This window comes from Micromonospora palomenae (genome assembly GCF_007829925.1).
Classification (GTDB): Bacteria; Actinomycetota; Actinomycetes; order Mycobacteriales; family Micromonosporaceae; genus Micromonospora; species Micromonospora purpureochromogenes.
Map to the genome: position 1 here is coordinate 1183516 of NZ_VIXA01000002.1, position 19256 is coordinate 1202771.

At 71.8% G+C, this 19256-nt stretch carries 17 protein-coding genes; 10 read left to right on the top strand and 7 right to left on the bottom strand.

What is annotated here, in order from left to right; all coding sequences use genetic code 11:
- Window positions 1-126 precede the first annotated feature (126 nt).
- Complete coding sequence (gyrB, locus tag FHX75_RS16670) at window positions 127-2073, bottom strand: DNA topoisomerase (ATP-hydrolyzing) subunit B (RefSeq protein ID WP_154941007.1); 1947 nt, start codon at window positions 2071-2073, stop codon at window positions 127-129.
- Window positions 2074-2596: 523 nt separating this feature from the next.
- Here gyrB and FHX75_RS16675 point away from each other — a divergent pair.
- Entirely contained in the window at window positions 2597-3151 is a 555-nt protein-coding gene (locus FHX75_RS16675; protein WP_154941009.1) for a hypothetical protein, read from the top strand.
- 56 nt (window positions 3152-3207) lie between these two features.
- Here FHX75_RS16675 and FHX75_RS16680 read toward each other — a convergent pair whose 3' ends face one another.
- Window positions 3208-3675, bottom strand: coding sequence for a MarR family winged helix-turn-helix transcriptional regulator (locus FHX75_RS16680; protein ID WP_154941011.1), 468 nt, complete (start codon window positions 3673-3675; stop codon window positions 3208-3210).
- 89 nt (window positions 3676-3764) lie between these two features.
- Here FHX75_RS16680 and FHX75_RS16685 point away from each other — a divergent pair, with 89 nt between their 5' ends.
- Window positions 3765-3995, top strand: coding sequence for a hypothetical protein (locus FHX75_RS16685; protein WP_154941014.1), 231 nt, complete (start codon window positions 3765-3767; stop codon window positions 3993-3995).
- Between the two features lie 7 nt (window positions 3996-4002).
- Here the strand turns inward: FHX75_RS16685 and FHX75_RS32245 are convergent, their stop codons facing one another.
- From FHX75_RS32245 to dnaA, 5 genes are all read right to left on the bottom strand, one after another.
- Complete coding sequence (locus tag FHX75_RS32245; protein ID WP_425463496.1) at window positions 4003-4803, bottom strand: DciA family protein; 801 nt, start codon at window positions 4801-4803, stop codon at window positions 4003-4005.
- A complete protein-coding gene (gene recF, locus FHX75_RS16695; protein WP_154941016.1) occupies window positions 4793-5926 on the bottom strand; it encodes a DNA replication/repair protein RecF in 1134 nt (377 codons plus the stop codon). Before recF ends, FHX75_RS32245 begins: the two co-directional genes overlap by 11 nt.
- Before the next feature lie 16 nt (window positions 5927-5942).
- Window positions 5943-6815 carry a phosphogluconate dehydrogenase (NAD(+)-dependent, decarboxylating) gene (gene gnd, locus FHX75_RS16700; RefSeq protein WP_154941018.1) on the bottom strand — a complete coding sequence of 291 codons (873 nt, stop codon included), beginning with the start codon at window positions 6813-6815 and terminating at the stop codon, window positions 5943-5945.
- Window positions 6816-6856: 41 nt separating this feature from the next.
- Window positions 6857-7990, bottom strand: coding sequence for a DNA polymerase III subunit beta (dnaN, locus tag FHX75_RS16705; RefSeq protein ID WP_088959665.1), 1134 nt, complete (start codon window positions 7988-7990; stop codon window positions 6857-6859).
- A gap of 840 nt (window positions 7991-8830) precedes the next feature.
- Window positions 8831-10624 (bottom strand): chromosomal replication initiator protein DnaA, encoded by a 1794-nt coding sequence (dnaA, locus tag FHX75_RS16710; protein ID WP_154941020.1) that lies wholly within the window; start codon window positions 10622-10624, stop codon window positions 8831-8833.
- A gap of 635 nt (window positions 10625-11259) precedes the next feature.
- On the opposite strand from dnaA, the gene rpmH reads away from it, so the two are divergent.
- The 8 genes from rpmH (at window position 11260) to FHX75_RS16755 (ending at window position 17397) form a co-directional block, all read left to right on the top strand.
- Window positions 11260-11397, top strand: a complete 138-nt coding sequence (rpmH, locus tag FHX75_RS16715; protein WP_117668129.1) for a 50S ribosomal protein L34 — start codon at window positions 11260-11262, stop codon at window positions 11395-11397.
- A gap of 35 nt (window positions 11398-11432) precedes the next feature.
- Window positions 11433-11849 carry a ribonuclease P protein component gene (gene rnpA / locus FHX75_RS16720; RefSeq protein WP_154941022.1) on the top strand — a complete coding sequence of 139 codons (417 nt, stop codon included), beginning with the start codon at window positions 11433-11435 and terminating at the stop codon, window positions 11847-11849.
- On the top strand, window positions 11846-12133 hold the full coding sequence (gene yidD, locus FHX75_RS16725) for a membrane protein insertion efficiency factor YidD (protein ID WP_154941024.1): 288 nt from the start codon (window positions 11846-11848) through the stop codon (window positions 12131-12133). Before rnpA ends, yidD begins: the two co-directional genes overlap by 4 nt.
- A 3-nt stretch (window positions 12134-12136) precedes the next feature.
- The gene (gene yidC / locus FHX75_RS16730; RefSeq protein WP_154941026.1) at window positions 12137-13120 is read left to right on the top strand and encodes a membrane protein insertase YidC; all 984 of its coding nucleotides are present in this window, start codon (window positions 12137-12139) and stop codon (window positions 13118-13120) included.
- 214 nt (window positions 13121-13334) lie between these two features.
- Window positions 13335-13937 carry a Jag family protein gene (locus tag FHX75_RS16735; RefSeq protein WP_154941028.1) on the top strand — a complete coding sequence of 201 codons (603 nt, stop codon included), beginning with the start codon at window positions 13335-13337 and terminating at the stop codon, window positions 13935-13937.
- 118 nt (window positions 13938-14055) lie between these two features.
- The gene (rsmG, locus tag FHX75_RS16740; protein ID WP_425463515.1) at window positions 14056-14757 is read left to right on the top strand and encodes a 16S rRNA (guanine(527)-N(7))-methyltransferase RsmG; all 702 of its coding nucleotides are present in this window, start codon (window positions 14056-14058) and stop codon (window positions 14755-14757) included.
- A 228-nt stretch (window positions 14758-14985) separates the two neighbouring features.
- Window positions 14986-16344 (top strand): ParA family protein, encoded by a 1359-nt coding sequence (locus tag FHX75_RS16750; protein ID WP_425463497.1) that lies wholly within the window; start codon window positions 14986-14988, stop codon window positions 16342-16344.
- Between the two features lie 27 nt (window positions 16345-16371).
- On the top strand, window positions 16372-17397 hold the full coding sequence (locus FHX75_RS16755) for a ParB/RepB/Spo0J family partition protein (RefSeq protein WP_154941034.1): 1026 nt from the start codon (window positions 16372-16374) through the stop codon (window positions 17395-17397).
- Window positions 17398-19256 lie beyond the last annotated feature (1859 nt).

The following is a 19256-nucleotide window of genomic DNA, read 5'->3' on the forward strand; positions in this document are numbered from 1 at the left end:
AACCCTTATCAGACTCAGAGTCGTTTTCGTGCTGTGGATAACGGCTGTGGAAACCGGCCAAGCTGTGGATAACTCTGTGGACCGGCGGGTCGGCCGGGGACCGCCCGGCCGACCCGCCCACCACCGTCAGATGTCGAGGAACCGCACGTCCTTGGCGTTGCGCTGGATGAACGAGCGGCGCGCCTCGACGTCCTCACCCATCAGCACGCTGAACAGCTCGTCGGCGGTTGCGGCGTCGTCGAGCGTGACCTGGCGCAGGGTGCGGGTGGCCGGGTTCATCGTGGTCTCCCACAGCTCGGGGTAGTTCATCTCGCCGAGACCCTTGAACCGCTGGATGTCGTCCGGCCGGGCGTTGGCCTTCTTCTGCTGGCGCAGCGCGATCAGGCCGTCCCGCTCCCGGTCGGAGTACGCGTACTGGGCGTCGTCGCCCTTCTTGTTCCACTTGATCTTGTAGAGCGGCGGGGCGGCCAGGTAGACGTGGCCCAGCTCGACCAGCGGCCGCATGAAGCGGAAGAGCAGGGTGAGCAGCAGCGTCTGGATGTGCTGGCCGTCGACGTCGGCGTCGGCCATCAGCACGATCTTGTGGTACCGCAGCTTCTCGATGTCGAAGTCGTCGTGGATGCCGGTGCCCAGCGCGGTGATCAGCGCCTGGACCTCGTTGTTCTTCAGCACCCGGTCGATCCGGGCCTTCTCCACGTTGAGGATCTTGCCGCGGATCGGCAGGATCGCCTGGGTCCGCGGGTCGCGCCCCTGCTTGGCCGAGCCGCCGGCGGAGTCACCCTCGACGATGAAGACCTCGGACTCGCGCGGGTCGGTGGACTGGCAGTCGGCCAGCTTGCCCGGCATCGAGCCGGACTCCAGCAGCGACTTGCGCCGGGCCAGCTTGCGCGCCTGCTGCGCGGCGATCCGGGCCCGGGCCGCCTGCGAGGCCTTCTGGATGATGGTCTTGGCCTCGGCCGGGTTGCGGTCGAACCAGTCGACCAGCCGGTCGTTGCAGACCCGCTGCACGAAGCTCTTCACCGGGGTGTTGCCCAGCTTGGTCTTGGTCTGGCCCTCAAACTGCGGGTTGGTGAGCTTGACCGAGATGATCGCGGCCAGGCCCTCGCGGATGTCCTCACCGGAGAGCTTCTCGTCGCCCTTGAGCAGCTTCTTCTCCGCGCCGTAGCGGTTGACGACGCTGGTCAGCGCGGCCCGGAAGCCCTCCTCGTGGGTGCCGCCCTCGTGCGTGTTGATGTTGTTGGCGAAGGTGTAGACCGACTCGCCGTACGACTCGTTCCACTGCATGGCGATCTCGACCGACATGCCCTCCTCCTCGGCGTCGAACTCGACCACCGTCTTGTGCATCGGGTTCTTGGAGGCGTTGAGGTGCCGGACGAAGTCGGCGATGCCGCCGTCGTAGCGGAACGTGACCTCGCGGATCTTGCCTTCCTCGCCCTCCGGGACCCGCTCGTCGAGCAGGTGGATGGTGATGCCGCGGTTGAGGAAGGCCATCTCCTGCAGGCGCCGGTAGATGGTCTGGAAGTCGAAGTCGACGGTCTCGAAGACGTCGGCGTCGGGCCAGAAGGAGACCGCCGAGCCGGTCCGGTCAGTCGTCTCGCCCTTCTCCAGCGGGGACGGCTTGGAGTTGGTGTACTGCTGCCGCCAGACGAAGCCGGACTTGTGGATCTCCACCGCCATCTTCGTGGAGAGGGCGTTCACCACCGAGACGCCGACGCCGTGCAGACCGCCGGAGACCGCGTACGCCTTGCCGTCGAACTTGCCGCCCGCGTGCAGTACGGTCAGCGCGACCTCGACACCCGGCTTCTTCAGCTTGGGGTGCAGGTCGACCGGGAAACCACGGCCGTTGTCCGTGACCCGGACCCCGCCGTCGGCGAGCAGCACCACGTCGATGGTGTCGCAGTAGCCGGCCATCGCCTCGTCCACGGCGTTGTCCACGACCTCCCACACGAGGTGGTGCAGACCACGTTCGCCCGTCGACCCGATGTACATGCCGGGCCGCTTGCGCACCGCCTCGAGCCCCTCGAGGACGGTGATCGACTCGGCGCCGTACTCCTGCTTGTCCTGCGCTGCCACCCTCGGCCACTTTCTCGCGCCGGCCGCGCCAGGGCGCGGAGGCGCGGGTTCGGCGGACAGGACGCGACGTCGGCGCACGGATCGCCCCCGGGAACTCCAGGTCACGGATCGCGTACGCCGGTCGCCGCGGTTGCCCGCGGATCGCGATCGGCTCCACCCGCCGCGGTACGTTGACCAAGGGCCCCCTGGCCCCGTGTCCGTCGCTCCGCGTCGGGTCTTCGTCTCGCTGTCAATCCTACTGTGCGCGGACGACAGAGACGCCACTCGGCACCCCCTGCGCGGCGTCTGAGACCTCCGTAGCGGCCCGAATCCCGCTGGCCGCGACTCCCCCTACACGCCAAGGGGGGATCGAGGGCGGGGCCGCCACGGAATCGGGCCGGGCCGACGGCCGGTCGGGGGTCGCGCGCAGAGCGGCCGTACCGTACCTTTGCGGCGCCACCGGTGCTCGTCTTGATCTTTACCATCCGTAACCGGGACGATCGACTCGATCGATCCGACACGTGCTCACAAGGGGTGACGCCAGATGGGGCTGGACAACGTCGCGGTGCACTGGCCGCGGACCGGCCGCTTCTACGATCCGGTCGCGCCGGCCGAGTTCGTCGACTTCGGGGAGATCGTGGACATCCCGCGAATCTCCGCACCGACTGCGGCGCTCGCCGAACACATCGCCAAGACGGGGACGGTCCGGGCGACCGCCTACACCGAACTGGTCGACCTGATCCTCGGCCTGGAAAATGTGCTCTACGCCACTGACGCCGCCGCCGAGGACGAGGACCCGGTGATCGACCCGGACGGGTGCTCCTGGATCGCCGGCGGCGTGGAGAAGTTCGTCGCCCAGCACCGGCCGTTCGGCGAGCCGGTCACCTTCGAGTCGGTCAGCGAGGTGCTCCGCTCGCTGCTGGCCGACGGGCGGCTCGCCGAGCAGCAGCTGCGCTGGCTGGACACCCGGCTCGACGCGTTGCGCGACGAGAACGGCGACCCGCCGCAGTGGGACTTCACCTGCGCCGAGCTGGGCGTGCTGGCCGCCTTCTACCGCCGCTGCGCCGACCGCGGCTTCGCCGTCTACGCCGACGCCTGATCCCGCGCCGGCCCGACCCGCCCCGTCGACCTGACCGGGCGGGTCGCCGGCGTCGGTCAGGAAGTCGTCGGGCCCGTCGCGGCGCGGTTGGCCGCGCCGATCACCTCGGTCAGCATCGTGTGCAGGCGCCGCAGCTCCTCGATCGGCATTCCGAGCCGCTCCACGATCGTCGGCGGGATCTGCTCGGCGCGGGCGCGCAGGGCCTCACCGCTGGCGGTGAGCGTGACGGCCAGGCTCCGCTCGTCCGCGGCGTCCCGCTCGCGCCGCAGGTAGCCCGCCGCCTCCAGGCGCTTGAGCAGGGGCGACAGCGTGCCGGGATCGAGCTGGAGCAGGCGACTCAGCTCCCGGACCGACAGCGGCGCGTGCTGCCACAGCGCGAGCATGACCAGGTACTGCGGGTGGGTCAGCCCCATCGGCTCCAGCAGCGGCCGGTAGACGGCGACGACCCCGCGCGCGGCGACGGAGAGGGCGAAACACACCTGCTGCTCCAGCGCCAGCGGATCCCCGTCCAACTGGTCACGCACCGATCGGCCTCCTCGTGGTCGTTGCTATCGTACCAATCATTGGCGTACCAATCGTTGGGGCACAAAACGTTGAGGAGAGGTCGGGCGCGATGAGCGAGGCGAAGCGGCAGCAGCGGGCTCCCGGCGAGGGCGGCAGGCTGTGGGCCTGGGCCTTCAAGTACCTGGCCGGCCCGGCCGAGGGGGTGCAGGGTGCCGTGCAGGGCGGTTCCACGCAGGCCCGCGAGGCGTGGAAGCGGGACCTGGAGAACCGCAAGCGCTGGAGCCGTGAGCAGCGGGAACGCAAGCGCGCCGAGCGTGCGGCCCGCCGCGCCGAGCGGTGACCCGGGCTCAGCCGTAGGTGTCGCGCGGGCCGCGGCCCCGGACCCGCCGCGGGCCCTTCGACCAGGACGGCGCCGCCGGGCCGTGGATGTGCAGCTTGCGCACCACGTTGTGGCCCACCTCGCCGGCGATCCGCTTGAGCAGCGAGCCGGCGAGCAGCCGCAGCTGGGTGGCCCAGGCCGTCGAGCGCGCCTCCACGGTCAGCTCGCCGTCCTCCAGCTTGACCGGGCGACTGTGCTGGGCGATCTCCGACCCGACGACCTTCTCCCAGGCGCCGAAGACGGTCGCCTCCGCAGCCGGCTGCTGCCAGCCGCGCGCCTTCATCAGCCGTTCCAGCACCACGCCGAGCGGCTGCGGGTCGCGCGGGTCCGGGCCCGGCCCGGAGTAGCCGCGCAGCCGCCGCTCGCCGCCGTCGCCGGAGACCGCGCTCTTCCGCCGGGTCTTCGCCGCATCCGCCCGGCGCGCCCTGGCCGCGTCCAGCACCGCCCGCGCCAGCTCCGGCCCGGCCGCGCCCGCCCCGGCTGCGGCGTCCGCACCGGCAGCGGCCGGTCGCGCCCCGTCGACGTTCCCGCCACCCTGCCCACCGGTCGCACCGGCCGGTCGCGCCGGCCCGCCGGCTCCGGCGCCCCGACCACCAGGCGCGGCGTCCGCGCCGGCACCGGCCGCGTGGGCGGCGGCACCGCCCGCGTCGGTTCCAGCTCCCCGAGGGGTACGCGCACCGCGCGGGCCGCCCGAGGCGGCGCGACTCGGGCCGCCGGTCCGGCGACTCGGTCCACCGCCCTCGGCGGCGTGCTCCGGCTCAGTCGACACGTCGCACCGTCCCCTCGCCCACCGCGTACCGGGTGCCGCGCAGCGCCGTGGGCACGTCGTCGTCGACCGCACAGGTCACCAGGAGCTGACCGGCCCCGCCGACCAGCTCGGCCAGCCGCTCCCGGCGGCCCGCGTCCAGCTCGGCGAAGACGTCGTCCAGCACCAGCACCGGCTCGATGCCGTCGGCGCGCAGCAGGTCGTACCCGGCCAGCCGCAGGGCCAGCGCGTACGACCAGGACTCGCCGTGACTGGCGTACCCCTTGGCGGGCAGCGGGCCGAGGGTGAGGCTGAGCTCGTCACGGTGCGGGCCGACCAGCGTCGTGCCGCGGTCGATCTCGTTCGACCGGGCCTCGGCCAGCGCGGCGGTCAGCGCCTCGGCCAGCACCGCCCGGTCGGTGGTCGGCTCGGCCAGGTCCAGCGACGGTCGGTACGCGATCCCCGCCGCGCCCCGCCCCGCCGCCACCGCGTCGTACGCCTTCGTCACGTGCGGGGCCAGCGCGGCCACCAGTTCCAGCCGGCCGGCCAGCAGTTCGGCGCCGTGCCGGGCCAGGTGGGTGTCCCAGACGGCCAGGGTGGACAGGTCCCCGCCCCGCGACCCACCCGTCTTGCGGGCCAGGTACGCGGTGCGCAGCAGGGCGTTGCGCTGCTTGACCACCCGCTCGTAGTCGGCGCGCACCCCGGCGTACCGGGGCTGCCGGAGCACCAGCAGGTCGTCCAGGTAACGCCGGCGCTCGGCCGGGTCGCCCCGGACGAGTTCCAGGTCCTCCGGGGCGAAGAGCACCAGCCGCAACGCGCCCAGCACGTCCCGGGCCCGCCGGGCCGGTGAGCGGCCCAGCCGGGCCCGGTTGGCCTTGCCCGGCACGATCTCCAACTCGACCAGGAGTTCCCGCCCCTCGTGCACCACCGCACAGCGGATCACCGCGGAGGTGGCGCCCATCCGGACCAGGGGGGCGTCCGTGGCGACCCGGTGCGAGTCCAGGGTCGCCACGTAGCCCAGCGCCTCGACCAGGTTGGTCTTGCCGACGCCGTTGGCGCCGATCAGGACGTTCGGTCCCGGCTCCAGGTCGACGCCGACCCGCTCGTACGAGCGGAAGTCGACCAGTTCGAGCCGGCGGACGTACACAGGCTGTGGATACCGGTCAGCGCTTGCGGACAGCGTGCCCGCCGAACTGCTGGCGCAGCGCGGCGACCGCCTTCATCGCGGGCGAGTCGTCCTGGCGGGAGGCGAACCGGGCGAAGAGCGAGGCGGTGATGACGTTCAGCGGCACGGCGAGCCGGACCGCCTCGTCGACCGTCCAGCGGCCCTCGCCGGTGTCCTCGGTGTAGCCGCTCAGCTCGGTCAGCTCCGGGTCCTCGTCGAGGGCCCGGTCGAGCAGGTCGAGCAGCCAGGAGCGGACCACGGTCCCCTCGCGCCAGGACTTGAAGACGCCCGGCACGTTGGTCACCAGCTCCGAGGCGGCCAGCAGCTCGTAGCCCTCGGCGTAGGCGTGCATCAGGCCGTACTCGATGCCGTTGTGCACCATCTTGGCGTAGTGGCCGGCGCCGACCGGGCCGGCGTGCACGAAGCCGTACTCGCCCTCCGGCTTGAGCCCCTCGAAGATCGGCATCAGCCGCTCGACGTGCTCCTGGGCGCCGCCGACCATCAGGGCGTACCCGTTCTGCCGGCCCCAGACGCCGCCGGAGACGCCGACGTCCAGGTAGCCGATGCCCTGCTCGGCGAGCCGCTCGGCGCGGGGGCCGTCGTCGCTGAAGCGCGAGTTGCCGCCGTCGATGATGATGTCGCCCTCGCCCAGCACGCCGGCGAGCTCGTCGATGGTCGCGTCGGTGACGCCGGCCGGGACCATCACCCAGACCGCGCGCGGCGACTCCAGCTTCTCGGCCAGCGCCGCCAGGCTCGGGACGTCGCTCAGCTCCGCGTTGTGGTCGAAGCCGACCACCTCGTGCCCGGCGGCGCGCAACCGTTCGCGCATGTTGCCGCCCATCCGGCCGAGTCCTACCAGGCCGAGCTGCATCTGCTCCTACCTCCGTGCGTCTGGGTCTGCTGGGGCTGCGATCAGCGGGAAACGCGGATCGGCATGATGAGGTACCGGTACCCCGGGATGACCTCGCCATCCTCCCCGGCGGGGGAAATCACCGCCGGCTTGAAGGCGTCGACGAACGCGAGCTGCGCGAACTGGGCGCCCAGGTTGGCCAGACCGTCGATCAGGTACTGCGGATTGAAGCCGATGGTCAGCGGCTCGCCGGTGAAGGTGGCCTCCATCGCCTCGCTGGCCCGCGCCTCCTCGGTGCCGCCCGCCTCGACCACCAGGCCGTCGGAGGAGAAGCTCAGCAGCACCGGGGTGGTCCGCTCGGCCACCAGGGCGACCCGCTTGACCACCTCGATCAGCGTGCTGACCGGCACCCGCGCCTCGGCGTTGTGGGTGGCCGGGAAGAGCGAGCGCACCGGCGGGTAGTTCGCCCCGTCGAGCAGCCGGCTGGTGGTGCGCCGGGTGCCGCCGGAGAAGCCGATCATGCCCTCGCCGGCCGCGCCCTGGGAGAGCGCCATGTTGACCTGGCCGCCGAGCGGGCCGAGGGCCTTGGCCGTGTCGTGCAGGGTGCGGGCCGGCACCAGCGCGTTGATGCTGATCTCCGGGTCGTCCGGGTTCCACTCCATCTCGCGCAGCGCCAGGCGGTAGCGGTCGGTGGCGAGCATCGCCAGCGTGCCGCCGGAGAGCTCCAACCGGACGCCGGTCATCATCGGCAGCGTCTCGTCCCGGCCGGCGGCCACGGCCACCTGGGCGACGGCGGCGGCGAAGGCGGCCGCGTCGACGGTCCCGGCGCTCTCGGGCATCTCGGGCAGGGCCGGGTAGTCCTCTACCGGCATGGTCGGCAGGGTGAACCGGGCGCTGCCGCAGACCAGCTCCAGGTGCGCGCCGACCGCGGCGATGTCCACCGGCTTGGCCGGCAGCGCCTTGGTGATCTCGGCGAGCAGGCGGCCGGAGACCAGGGCGGCGCCGTCGGCGTCCCCCTGCACCTCGACGGTCACCTGGCTGGAGACCTCGTAGTCGAAGCCGGAGACCTGCAGGTTGCCGTCGGTGACCCGGAGCATCACCCCGGCGAGCACCGGTACGGACGGCCGGTTGGGCAGGCTCTTCGCGGTCCACGCCACCGCTTCGGCGAGCGCGTCGCGCTCTACTCGGAACTTCATCAATGCCTCCGCGTCGACGTCAGCGACAACTCTCTCATGCCGACCGCTGCCTACCGTCCCGCCCGACCGTGCGGGTACCCATCGCACCTTAGGGCGCGTGGGCATCGGCTGTGCGCCCGACCCCGTTGATCCAGATGCCGGAGCGACCGCCGACGGCGGCGTCCGAGCCGATCCACAGGAAGTCCAACGGTGATGATTGGTTTTTGATTCTTTTAGAAGAGATAACTCATCGTCTTCATCGCACCTGTGCAAACTGTGGAGAACCCGCGTCCGCCCAGGTCAGACAGGTTATCCACCGGTGGTTTGGCTGTGGAGAACCGGGGGGTAAACCGGTGTTGTGGTCCACAGGCCGGCCGGACCCCCAGGTTGTCCACGGTTGTCCACCGGTTGTCCACGGGTAATCCACCGGGTTTCTCCCCAGTGCTGTGGACACCGGCGAGGGCCCCCGGAGCCGTTGTCCCCAGAACCTTCAACAGGCCGCCCACAGGTCGACCGTCGTCGGTGGACAACCGGACCGTCGTCCCCAGGCGTCCACAGCTCCGTCCCCAGGGTTTGTCCACAGTCTGTGGGTAACCGGCTCGGGACGCTACGTGGTTGTCCACCGCCTGTGGAACAGGGGGTGTGGACAACCGGTGCGTGCTGTGGACGAACACGACACCGATCCTGATCCCTCGACCCGGTGCAGGGTCAACCTCGGCTCTCCACAGGGACGAAAAAGCGCCCGACCGAACTGGCCGGGCGCTTCTCCGCGCTTCCTCACCGGCGGGCGCCGGCGTGACGTACGTGACGACGACTTCGGCTCGGCGCGTCTGACGCCGCGCCGCGACCCGAAGCCGTCGCTCAGGTGTTCTGCTTTATCCGGTTGGTCAGCTCGGCGATCTGGTTGTAGAGCGAGCGGCGCTCCGCCATCTGCTGACGGATCTTCCGGTCGGCGTGCATCACCGTGGTGTGGTCCCGCCCACCGAAGGCCTGCCCGATCCGGGGCAGCGACAGGTCGGTCAGCTCCCGGCACAGGTACATCGCGACCTGGCGGGCGTTGACCAGCACCCGGGACCGGGAGTGCCCGCGCAGGTCCTCCAGGCTCACCCCGAAGTAGTCGGCGGTGGAGACCATGATCTGGTCGGCCGTGATCTCCGGCCCGGTGCCGTCCGGGATGAAGTCCCGCAGCACCTCCTCGGCCAGTGACAGCTCGACGTTCGACCGGGTGAGGCTGGCGAACGCGGTGACCCGGATCAGCGCGCCCTCCAGTTCCCGGATCGAGTTCGACACCCGGGAGGCGATGAACTCGAGCACGTCCGGCGGGGCGTACAGCCGCTCCTGGGCCGCCTTCTTCTGCAGGATCGCGATCCGGGTCTCCAGGTCCGGCGGCTGGATGTCAGCGAGCAGGCCCCACTCGAACCGAGTCCGCAGCCGGTCCTCCAGCGTCGCCAACTGCTTCGGCGAACGGTCGGAGGTGATCACGATCTGCTTGTTGGCGTTGTGCAGCGTGTTGAAGGTGTGGAAGAACTCCTCCTGCGTCCGCTCGCGGTTCTCCAGGAACTGGATGTCGTCGATCAGCAGGATGTCGACGTCGCGGTAGCGGCGCTGGAACGCGCTGGTCTTGTCGTCACGCAGGGAGTTGATGAAGTCGTTGGTGAACTCCTCGGTCGAGACGTACCGGACCGAGCGGGCGTTGCCCAACGTGGTGGCGTAGTGCCCGATGGCGTGCAACAGGTGGGTCTTGCCCAACCCGGAGCTGCCGTAGATGAACAACGGGTTGTACGCCTTCGCCGGCGACTCGGCCACCGCGACGCTCGCCGCGTGGGCGAACCGGTTCGACGAGCCGATGACGAACGTCTCGAACATGTACTTCGGGTTGAGTCGGTTGCCGCCGCCCTCCGCGCCCCCGGGGCGACGGTCGTCCCGCCCGCCGGGTCGGTGGTCGGCGGCGGACCGGCCGGGGCCGCTGTCCGTACCCCCGTCGCGCGGCAGGCCGCGCGGACCGTGCTGGTCGCGCGGCGGCCTGGCCTCCCCCCGGTACGCGGGCTCGAAGCCGCGGCCGTCGACCCCCGGCCCGTCGGGAAGGGCGCGCTCCTCGAAGCCGCGCCGGTCCGGGCCGGGACCGGCGCCCCGCAGCGGCTCGGCGAACGCGGCACCGAAGAGGGTGTCCTGGCCGCCGTCGCGGCTGGCCGGGATGCGGCCCGGGCGGTGGCCGTCGGATGCCGGTGGCGCGACCGGCGACTCCGGCTCGGCGGGCAGCTCCGGGTAGCCCGGCGCCAGGTCCGCGAAGGCGGGCGGTTCCGGGGCGAAGTCGTCCGCGGGCACGTCCAGGCCGAGCTGCGCCGGCTCCGGGCCGCTGCGGTAGACGGTGCCGGCGGGTCGGCCGGCGGTGTCCTCGGCGACCCGGACGGTGACCGCGACCTGGATCGGTCGGCCCAGCCGGCGGGTGAGCGCCTCGGTGATGGCCGGGCGGAGCCGGGACTCGATCACGTCCCGGGTGAAGGCGTCCGGGACGGAGAGCAGCGCGGTGTCCTCGACGATCGCCCGCAGCCGGGTCAGCCGCAGGTACGCGCGTTGCTGCGCGGAGATGATCTCGTCGGCGAGTTCGTCCGTCGCCGCGGTCCACACCGCAGCAAGGTCGGTCGTACCGGCCACCGTCGTGCCACCCCCTCGCCTCTGCTCCCGGTCGCCGCTGTCGTCCAGTCGGCCGTTCCGGGCCCGCCACCGCGTTCGAGCGGGTGGTACCTCACCCCACCGGGCGGCTGACCGACCGGCATCCACAAGTTATCCACAGCCTGTGTGTACCGACCGATTGTGCCGCCCGCCGTGCGCGGGTCGGACCTGCCCCCCTGGTCGGGCGGGACGTTGCGCGGGTTCACCGTGGCGAACGATTCACTGCCGTGTCCGGTCTTGCCTGCCAGCGACAACCCGGACCCCCGACGCTGACCGCAATCGGGCACGGTAACAGCGACGGCCCGGCACCATCAACCGCCGACGCTCCGGCCGCTTGGCGGCATCAGTGAAAACCGCCGGTTCGGTCGTACGGCCGCCCTGCTCGTGCCTCCGGTGACCTGTTTGACGGTCATTGCCCCCCTGCGTAGGCTGGAGGGGCTGCTCTGTCGCCCTCTGCTAGGGTGATGGGTGCTTGCTGTCCGCGATCACTTCCCCGCATCGCCGAGGTCCCGGGTCGCCGGGCAGCATGGATCGGATGGTCACCGCCGAGGTGGCCTGGACCACCACACGACCCCGGCGATCCCGCGCCGTGGACGTACGAAAACGGAGAGCCTGACGTGAGTAAGCGCACCTACCAGCCGAACAACCGCCGGCGCGCGAAGACCCACGGCTTCCGGCTGCGCATGCGCACCCGGGCCGGTCGCGCCATCATCTCGACCCGCCGCTCCAAGGGCCGCACCCGCCTGTCGGCCTGAGCCGACCGGGTCCGGTCCGGGGGACGTGGGCAGTCGTGCTGACGGCCGCACAGCGACTGCGGCGCAGCAATGACTTCGCCGCAGCGGTCAGGGGTGGCCGACGCGCCGGACGAGGTGCCGTCGTCGTCCACCTGACGCTGCCGACGACCCCCGAACCCACCGCGACAACCTCGCCGGAGCCGGCGCGGGTCAGCGGCACGGAGACGATCTCCGCGCCGACCCGCGCCGGCTTCGTCGTGTCCAAGGCCGTCGGCCCCGCCGTGGTCCGCAACAAGGTCCGGCGCCGGCTGCGGCACCTGGTCCGCGAGCGCCTGGCCGCGCTGCCCGAGGGAAGCACCCTGGTGGTACGCGCACTGCCCGCCGCCGCCGAGGCGAACTACCTCCGGCTGGGGGCCGACCTGGATGCGGCGATCGCCGCCGCGCGGGCACCCCGGGGGCGGCGGTCCCGATGAGCACCGGATCCGCCGGTTCGCGGCCTACCAGCCTGGGTGCCCGAGTGCTGAGTGGCCCCATCATCGCGTACCGTCGTTGGATAAGCCCGGCGCTGCCGGCCCGCTGTCGGTTCTACCCGTCGTGCAGTGCGTACGCCCTGGAGGCGGTGGCCCGGCACGGCGCGCTCCGGGGAGCCGGCCTGACGGTCCTGCGCTTGTCGCGCTGCCACCCTTTCCACCCAGGTGGACACGACCCGGTGCCCGAGCCGGGCAGCCGCCGCCGTGCCGACGTGACTGGAGCCTGAGAATTGAGTCTCGACTGGATCTACTACGCGATCTCGTGGATCCTGCTGACCTGGCACTCGGCCTGGGACGCCATCAAGGTGCCGGTCGGCTCGGTGCTCGGCACGAACTGGGCCTGGATCCTCGCGATCATCTTCCTGGTGGTCACCGTCCGGGTGATCCTCTTCCCGGTCTTCGTCAAGCAGATCAAGTCGCAGCGGGCGATGCAGGCGCTCCAGCCCAAGGTCAAGGAGCTGCAGGAGAAGCACAAGGGTGACCGGGAGACGCTCCAGAAGGAGATGATGGAGCTCTACCGGAAGGAAAAGGCCAACCCGCTGATGGGCTGCCTTCCGATGTTCCTCCAGATCCCGGTCTTCCTCGGTCTCTTCCACGTGCTGCGTCGCCTCGACCCGGCCAAGTCGAACAAGACCCTCTACGGCTGGACGGTCGACCAGTTCAACAGCGCCTCCAGCGCGAAGATCTTCACCGCCCCGATCGCCGGCAAGTTCGGCTCGACCGCCGACGAGCTGGCCCGCCTCGGCGCCAACGGCACCACCGTGAAGATCATCGCCGGCATCCTGGTCCTGGTCATGATGGGCACCACCTACCTGACCAGCCGCCAGATGATCCTCAAGACCGGATGGGCGGAGGACCCGCAGCAGCGGATGGTGCAGCGACTGATGCTCTACGGCATCCCCCTGTCGCTGCTGATCTCCGGCGCGATCTTCCCGATCGGTGTGATCATCTACTGGGTCACCAACAACCTCTTCACCCTCGGCCAGCAGCAGTGGGTGCTGCGCAAGTTCCCGCCGCTGGTGACCAACCAGAAGCCCGGCAGCACGGCGCCCCGCAATCCGGTGCAGCCGGCCAAGACCGGCGGCTTCCTCAGCCGCGCCAAGCCCGCCGCGCAGGTGCCGGCCAAGCCCGCCGCGCCGAAGGTCGCCGGGCCGAAGCCGGGTGCGAAGCCCACCAACCCGAAGAAGGGTCGGCCGGCCAAGCGGCAGGGCTGACCCGAGGGCCGCCGTCGGGACCACCGGCGGCGGCCTTCCGGCATCGCGCAGCCGCCGTACGGCCGGCGCCGGGCCGGAACCCGCCGCGCCTGGCGCGGTCACGGGCGAGACTGCCCGTACAAGACGTGCCCGTGGGCACCGGCCTTCTCCCGCCGGACGCCCCGGGAAACCAGCGGACCCGACGGTCCGGCCGAGCGAGTACGGAGATGACACCGTGACCGACACCAGCATCCCCAGTGCGGAGCAGTCCGTGGACGAGGAGATCGTGCCGACCGCCGTGACCGGTGAGGGCGAGCCCGAGGAGGCCGGGGAGGCGGCGGCCGAGGCGGGTGCCGCCCCGAAGAAGGCCGCCGGCGAGGGCGAGCTCTTCGCGCAGAGCGAGATCGCTGCCGACTACATCGAGGGCCTGCTCGACATCCTCGACTACGACGGCGACATCGACGAGCTGGTCTCCGGCGGGCGCCCGGTCGTCGAGGTGGTCGGCGCGCAGCTGCAGAACCTGGTCGGCCAGCGCGGCGCCACCCTGGAGGCGCTCCAGGAGCTGGCCCGGCTCGCGGTGTTCCGCCAGACCGGTACGCCCAGCCGCCTGCTGCTCGACGTCGGTGGCTACCGCGCCACCCGGCGCAAGGAACTCGCCGCCGTGGCCAAGAACGCGGTGGAGAAGGTCAAGGAGCACGGCGAGCCGGTCCGGCTGGAGCCGATGTCCGCCTTCGAGCGCAAGTGCGTGCACGACGTGGTCAACGCCATGAGCGGTGTGGAGAGCGAGTCCGAGGGCGTCGAGCCGAACCGCCGCATCATCGTCCGGCCGGCGGACTGACCGGGTGACCCACGACGACGCCACGGCCGACGCCGTGACCGGCCCGGGTGGCACGCCGCCCGGGCCGTCGCCTGTCCGCCCCGTTCCCTCGCCGGAGGACGCCGCGCTGCCGGCCGAGCTGGCCCCGGCGGCCCGGGCGCTCTTCGGTGACCGGCTGGACCTGGCGGCCGCGTACGCCGAGCTGCTCGCCACCGACGGGGTGGTACGCGGCCTGATCGGCCCGCGGGAGGCGCCCCGGATCTGGGACCGGCACCTGCTCAACTGCGCCGCCGTGGCCGAGCGCATCCCGGAAGGGGCCAGCGTCATCGACGTCGGCTCCGGCGCCGGGCTGCCCGGGCTGGTGCTGGCGATCGCCCGCCCCGACCTCCAGGTAGTCCTGGTCGAGCCGCTGGCCCGGCGGACCTCCTTCCTGATCGAGGCGGTGCAGCAGCTCGGGCTGGCCAAGACGGTCCGGGTGTTCCGTGGCCGGGCCGACGAGGCGGCCACCGACGCGACGGGCACCGGCCCGTTCAGCGCCGACGTGGTGACCTCGCGAGCGGTCGCGCCGCTCGACCGGCTCTCCGGCTGGTGCCTGCCGCTCGCCGTACCCGGCGGCCGGCTGATCGCCCTGAAGGGCGCCTCCGCGGCGGACGAGGTCGCGGAGCACGCCGAGATCATCGACCGGCTCGGTGGTGGCGAGCCGAGCGTGCACCTCTGCGGTGTCGGCGTCATCGACCCGCCGACCACCGTGGTGGAGATCGTGCGCGAGCGGGTGGTCCGACCGCCGTCCGCCAAGAAGGCACCCAAGCGCTCACGGGGCGGACGCAAGCGCGCTCGATGATCCCCGCTCGGGTTCCGGCGTGTCGCACCGGCCGGCGGACAACCGAGATGGACCCGCCGCGCCCGTCCCCCGTAGGCTGGCCGCGCGTCGATAGTGTGGGGCGGGCGGGCGTCGGGCGCACCGGGTCCCGACCGCTCCCGCCGGGACCGTACGCGCTGCGGTGCGAGTGCGCGTGTGGCCTGATTGACGGGGTGCGGACCGACCATCCGGAGCGGGCAGGGATGACAGGTGCATGACGACGGCAGGTACGACGATCCACGGGTGAGACGCCCGGAGGGCATTCCCTCCGGAGTGGACCCTGTTTCACGTGAAACCGACCACGACCTCCGGCCCGCCGACGGCCAGCCGGGTTCCGCCGGCCCGCCGGACTGCGATCCGGTGGTCCATCGGGACGTGCCCGCGGTCGGCGCCGCACGCCCCTCTCCCGAGTCGTACATTCCGCCGCCGCCGATCGCGGACGACGCGGGCCGGCCGGTCAACGCGCCCAGCGACCGCACCGCCCCGGTCCAACGCAACTCCGGCGCGCCGTCCCGCTTCGAGACACCGGTCGGTGGCAACGTGCCGCCCGCCGTACCCCAGCAGCCGCACCCCGGCGCGGTGGCGGACTCCGAGTCCGTCGCCGCGGACACGCCGGCGCCGGCGGCCGGGGGCGTGGCCGTCGACCCGGCCGCCGCCGCGTACGTTTCACGTGAAACCCCGACGCGCGAAGAGGATGACCCACCGTTGGCTATGGAGGCGATGCGCGCCGTGCAGATCCTGAATCCGAGTGGCGAGGTGACCATGCCTCGGCCCGACCGGACCCGGGTCATGTGCGTCGCGAACCAGAAGGGCGGCGTGGGTAAGACCACGACCACGGTGAACCTAGCGGTGGCGCTCGCCCTGCACGGCAACCGGGTGCTGGTGGTCGACCTGGACCCGCAGGGCAACGCCTCGACCGGGCTCAACGTGCCGCACCACACCGGCGTGCCGGACGTCTACGACTGCCTGATCAACAGCGTGCCGCTGGAGGAGGTCGCCCAGGAGGTCGAGGGCATCCCCAACCTGTGGTGCGTGCCGGCCACCATCGACCTGGCGGGCGCGGAGATCGAGCTGGTGTCCGTGGTCGCCCGGGAGTCCCGGCTGGCCCGGGCCATCGACGCGTACCCGGGGCACTTCGACTACGTCTTCATCGACTGCCCGCCCTCGCTCGGCCTGCTGACGGTCAACGCGCTGGTCGCCGCGCAGGAGGTGCTCATCCCCATCCAGTGCGAGTACTACGCGCTGGAGGGCCTCAACCAGCTGATCAACAACATCAACCTGGTACGGCAGCACCTCAACCCCAAGCTCGAGGTCTCCACGATCCTGCTCACCATGTACGACCGGCGTACCCGACTGGCCGACGCGGTCGAGCAGGACGTCCGGAACCACTTCGGCGACAAGGTCCTCCAGGCGGTCATCCCGCGCAACGTCCGGGTGTCCGAGGCTCCCAGCTACGGGCAGTCCGTGATGACCTACGATCCCGGTTCGCGGGGGGCGACGAGCTACTTCGAGGCCGCCCAGGAGATTGCCGAGCGCGGTGTCAAGGAGCCGGTGAGCCGGAATGCGTAGTGCGCACGAGTCGCTGGGAGGCGTCGCATGAAGAACCGTCCCCGTGGCGGTCTGGGTCGAGGGCTCGGGGCGCTGATCCCGACCGGGCCGGCACCGGAGGCGCCGGGCACCACCCTCACCGCGCCCGTCGAAGCCGACACCGGCGGTACTGCGGGCGCCCCTCCCGTCGAGGCGGTGACCGCGCCGGTCGCCACCCCGTCGGCGCCCCCCGAGCCGCAGCTGAGCCCGGTCCCGGGTGCCCGCTTCGCCGAAATCCCGGTCGACGCGATCGTGCCGAACCCGAAGCAGCCCCGGCACGTCTTCGACGAGGAGGCGCTGGAGGAGCTGAAGACCTCGATCCAGGAGGTCGGCTTCCTCCAGCCGATCGTCGTCCGTCAGCTCGACGCCGAGAAGTACGAACTCGTCATGGGCGAGCGTCGGTGGCGGGCCGCCCAGGCGGTGGGCCGGGAGAGCATCCCGGCGATCGTCCGGGACACCAAGGACGACGCGATGCTCCGGGACGCCCTCCTGGAGAACATCCACCGGGCGAACCTCAACCCGCTGGAAGAGGCCGCGGCCTACCAGCAACTGCTGGAGGAGTTCGGCGCCACCCACGAGGAGCTGGCGCGGCGGATCGGCCGCAGCCGGCCGCAGATCTCCAACACGATCCGGCTGCTGAACCTCCCGGCGCAGGTGCAGCGCCGGGTCGCCGCCGGCGTGCTCTCGGCGGGCCACGCCCGGGCGCTGCTGAGCCTCGACGAGGCGGAGGCGCAGGAACAGCTCGCCCTCCGGATCGTCGCCGAGGGCTTGTCCGTACGCGCGACCGAGGAGATCGTGGCGCTCGCGCTCAACGACGGGCCGGCGAAGACGCCCGCGGCGAAGCGGCGCACCAAGCCGCACGCCCCGGCGCTCACCGATCTGGCCGACCGGCTCTCCGACCGCTTCGACACCCGGGTGAAGGTCGACATCGGCCGGAGCAAGGGCAAGATCACCATCGAGTTCGCGACGGTGGACGACCTGGAGCGGATCGTGGGCATCATCGGCGTCGGCGAGCAGGAGGAGGCGGAGGACTGACCCCGCCCCTGGGTTTCATCACCGGCCGCGTCGCCCCTGAGGGCACGCGGCCGGTTCGTTTGCCGCAGCCGCTGCGGGCGTCGGTGGCTTGCGCGTCTTGCGTGGGCGCCGCGACGTGTTTCACGTGAAACCGGTGCGCGGCGTTGGGCTGGGCGGCGGCTGGAGGCCGTCGAGGGCGTCGGGGCCGCCGTGGCGGCTTCCTCGGGAGGCTGCGTCGCTGAGCACTTCATCGGGACCGGCTCGACCCCGGGCCGGCCGGGTTGTCGGTAGTGAGGCGGTGCGGCTTCCGGCGGAGGGGCCGGTGGCGGGCAGCCGATGCGTCGCGAACCGGCAGACCGACCGGGTTGGTGTTGGGCTGGGCGGCAACTCGCAGTTCCCACCGGACCCGCCAAATGGTCGGCAGCTTCCATCACCGGCCTGGGTTACGGGGACAGACGTGCGAGAGGGTCATCTACCAAGCGGGTGGCGAACGCAGCGCGAGGAACGTGCCGTCCTCGTCGCTCTGCTTCACGGGATAAGCCAGTGACTCGGCGGACGGGTTGCTCGTCGTGGCGGTATCTTCCCGCCGCCCGCCGCCCGCCGCCCGCCGCCCGCCGCCCGCCGCCCGCCGCCCGCCGCCCGCCGCCCGCCGCCCGCCGTGGGCGTGGCTCGGACGCTGGCTCTTTCAGGGTTAGTCATAGGAGGCCCTGTAGCGCCGCCTGAGCCCTCGATGCGCCCCTGTGGCAACCCGGGGGTGCAGTGACCGGCCTTGTCCCGCCTGGGGCGCCTGAGAGGGCATTGGTGGTCGCTCCGGTTGGGGAGGAGATGACACCTGCCCGACCGGCCGGCACCTCGGCCCCTCGTTTCACGTGAAACGAGCCCTGGGAAAGCACTCCCGTGACATGCCCAACGACTCAGACTCCGCCCAGGGGGATCGATCTCAATGCCAGCGCTCCGCCTTCGGCGGGTGCGGCTGGAGTGCGCCAAAGGCGATCGGCGAGCTGCCCGGGCTGCCGGCTTCACCGATGTCAGCTCGTGGTGTCGGCTGCCCTCGTCCCGCTCGCCGGGCAGATCCGGATCGTCATCGAACAAGCCTGCCGGAGGTGGTAGGTGTCGGGCAGCGGGTAGCCGAGTCTGGTGCCGCCGATCACGGCGGCGGAGGCCTCGGCGGGTCGAGCCGTTGTCGGCGGCCTTCTCGACGCGCAGGTAGGTCGCCCACACCTCCTGGCGGCAGGCACCCAACGCGAGCGGAGCCTTGGCGGCAGTCATCAACGCCGGCGAAGTTTTGGTGGCCAGTCACCCAACGCCGGCGGAGTCCGGGGGCCAGGTGGCCAGATGCGCCCAATGACGTGGGCCAGCATCCAGCCCGCCTGCGTAGCGATCGTGGCCCGCGCTGGCGCGGTGGTCGCGCACAAGGACGTGGCTCATGGATCACGCCGAGAGTGAGCCACCGCCGCCACCCGGGCCGAGCCATCCCGGTCGAACCCGATGGGCGCCAAGCGGCCCGCGTCGGCGCCCCGCTCCAGGAGGTCGGCCGGTTGTCATCGGACAGGCTGGACGGCCACGGCGGTCGGTCCGTGCCTGGGACGCCGCCGGCCCTGGCCGCAATCGCCGCGCCCGCTCGCCACATGGGGAGACCACCTCCCGGCGTTCCACGTGAAACCGGCGAGGTTCCACGTGAAACGAGCGAGCGGTCGTTCGGGCCTACCCACGGATCGCTCCGCTCCAGCCTCCGACGCCCGCGCCGACGTGGAAGCGATCCGGACCGATGATGGCCCCCTGCGGTTGCAGGCCCGCTCAACCCGGAACACCGACTGCGGCAGATCGAAGATGAGGCGCGTCGACGACGGGAATGCCCATCCCGGTGCCCGCCGCCGGCG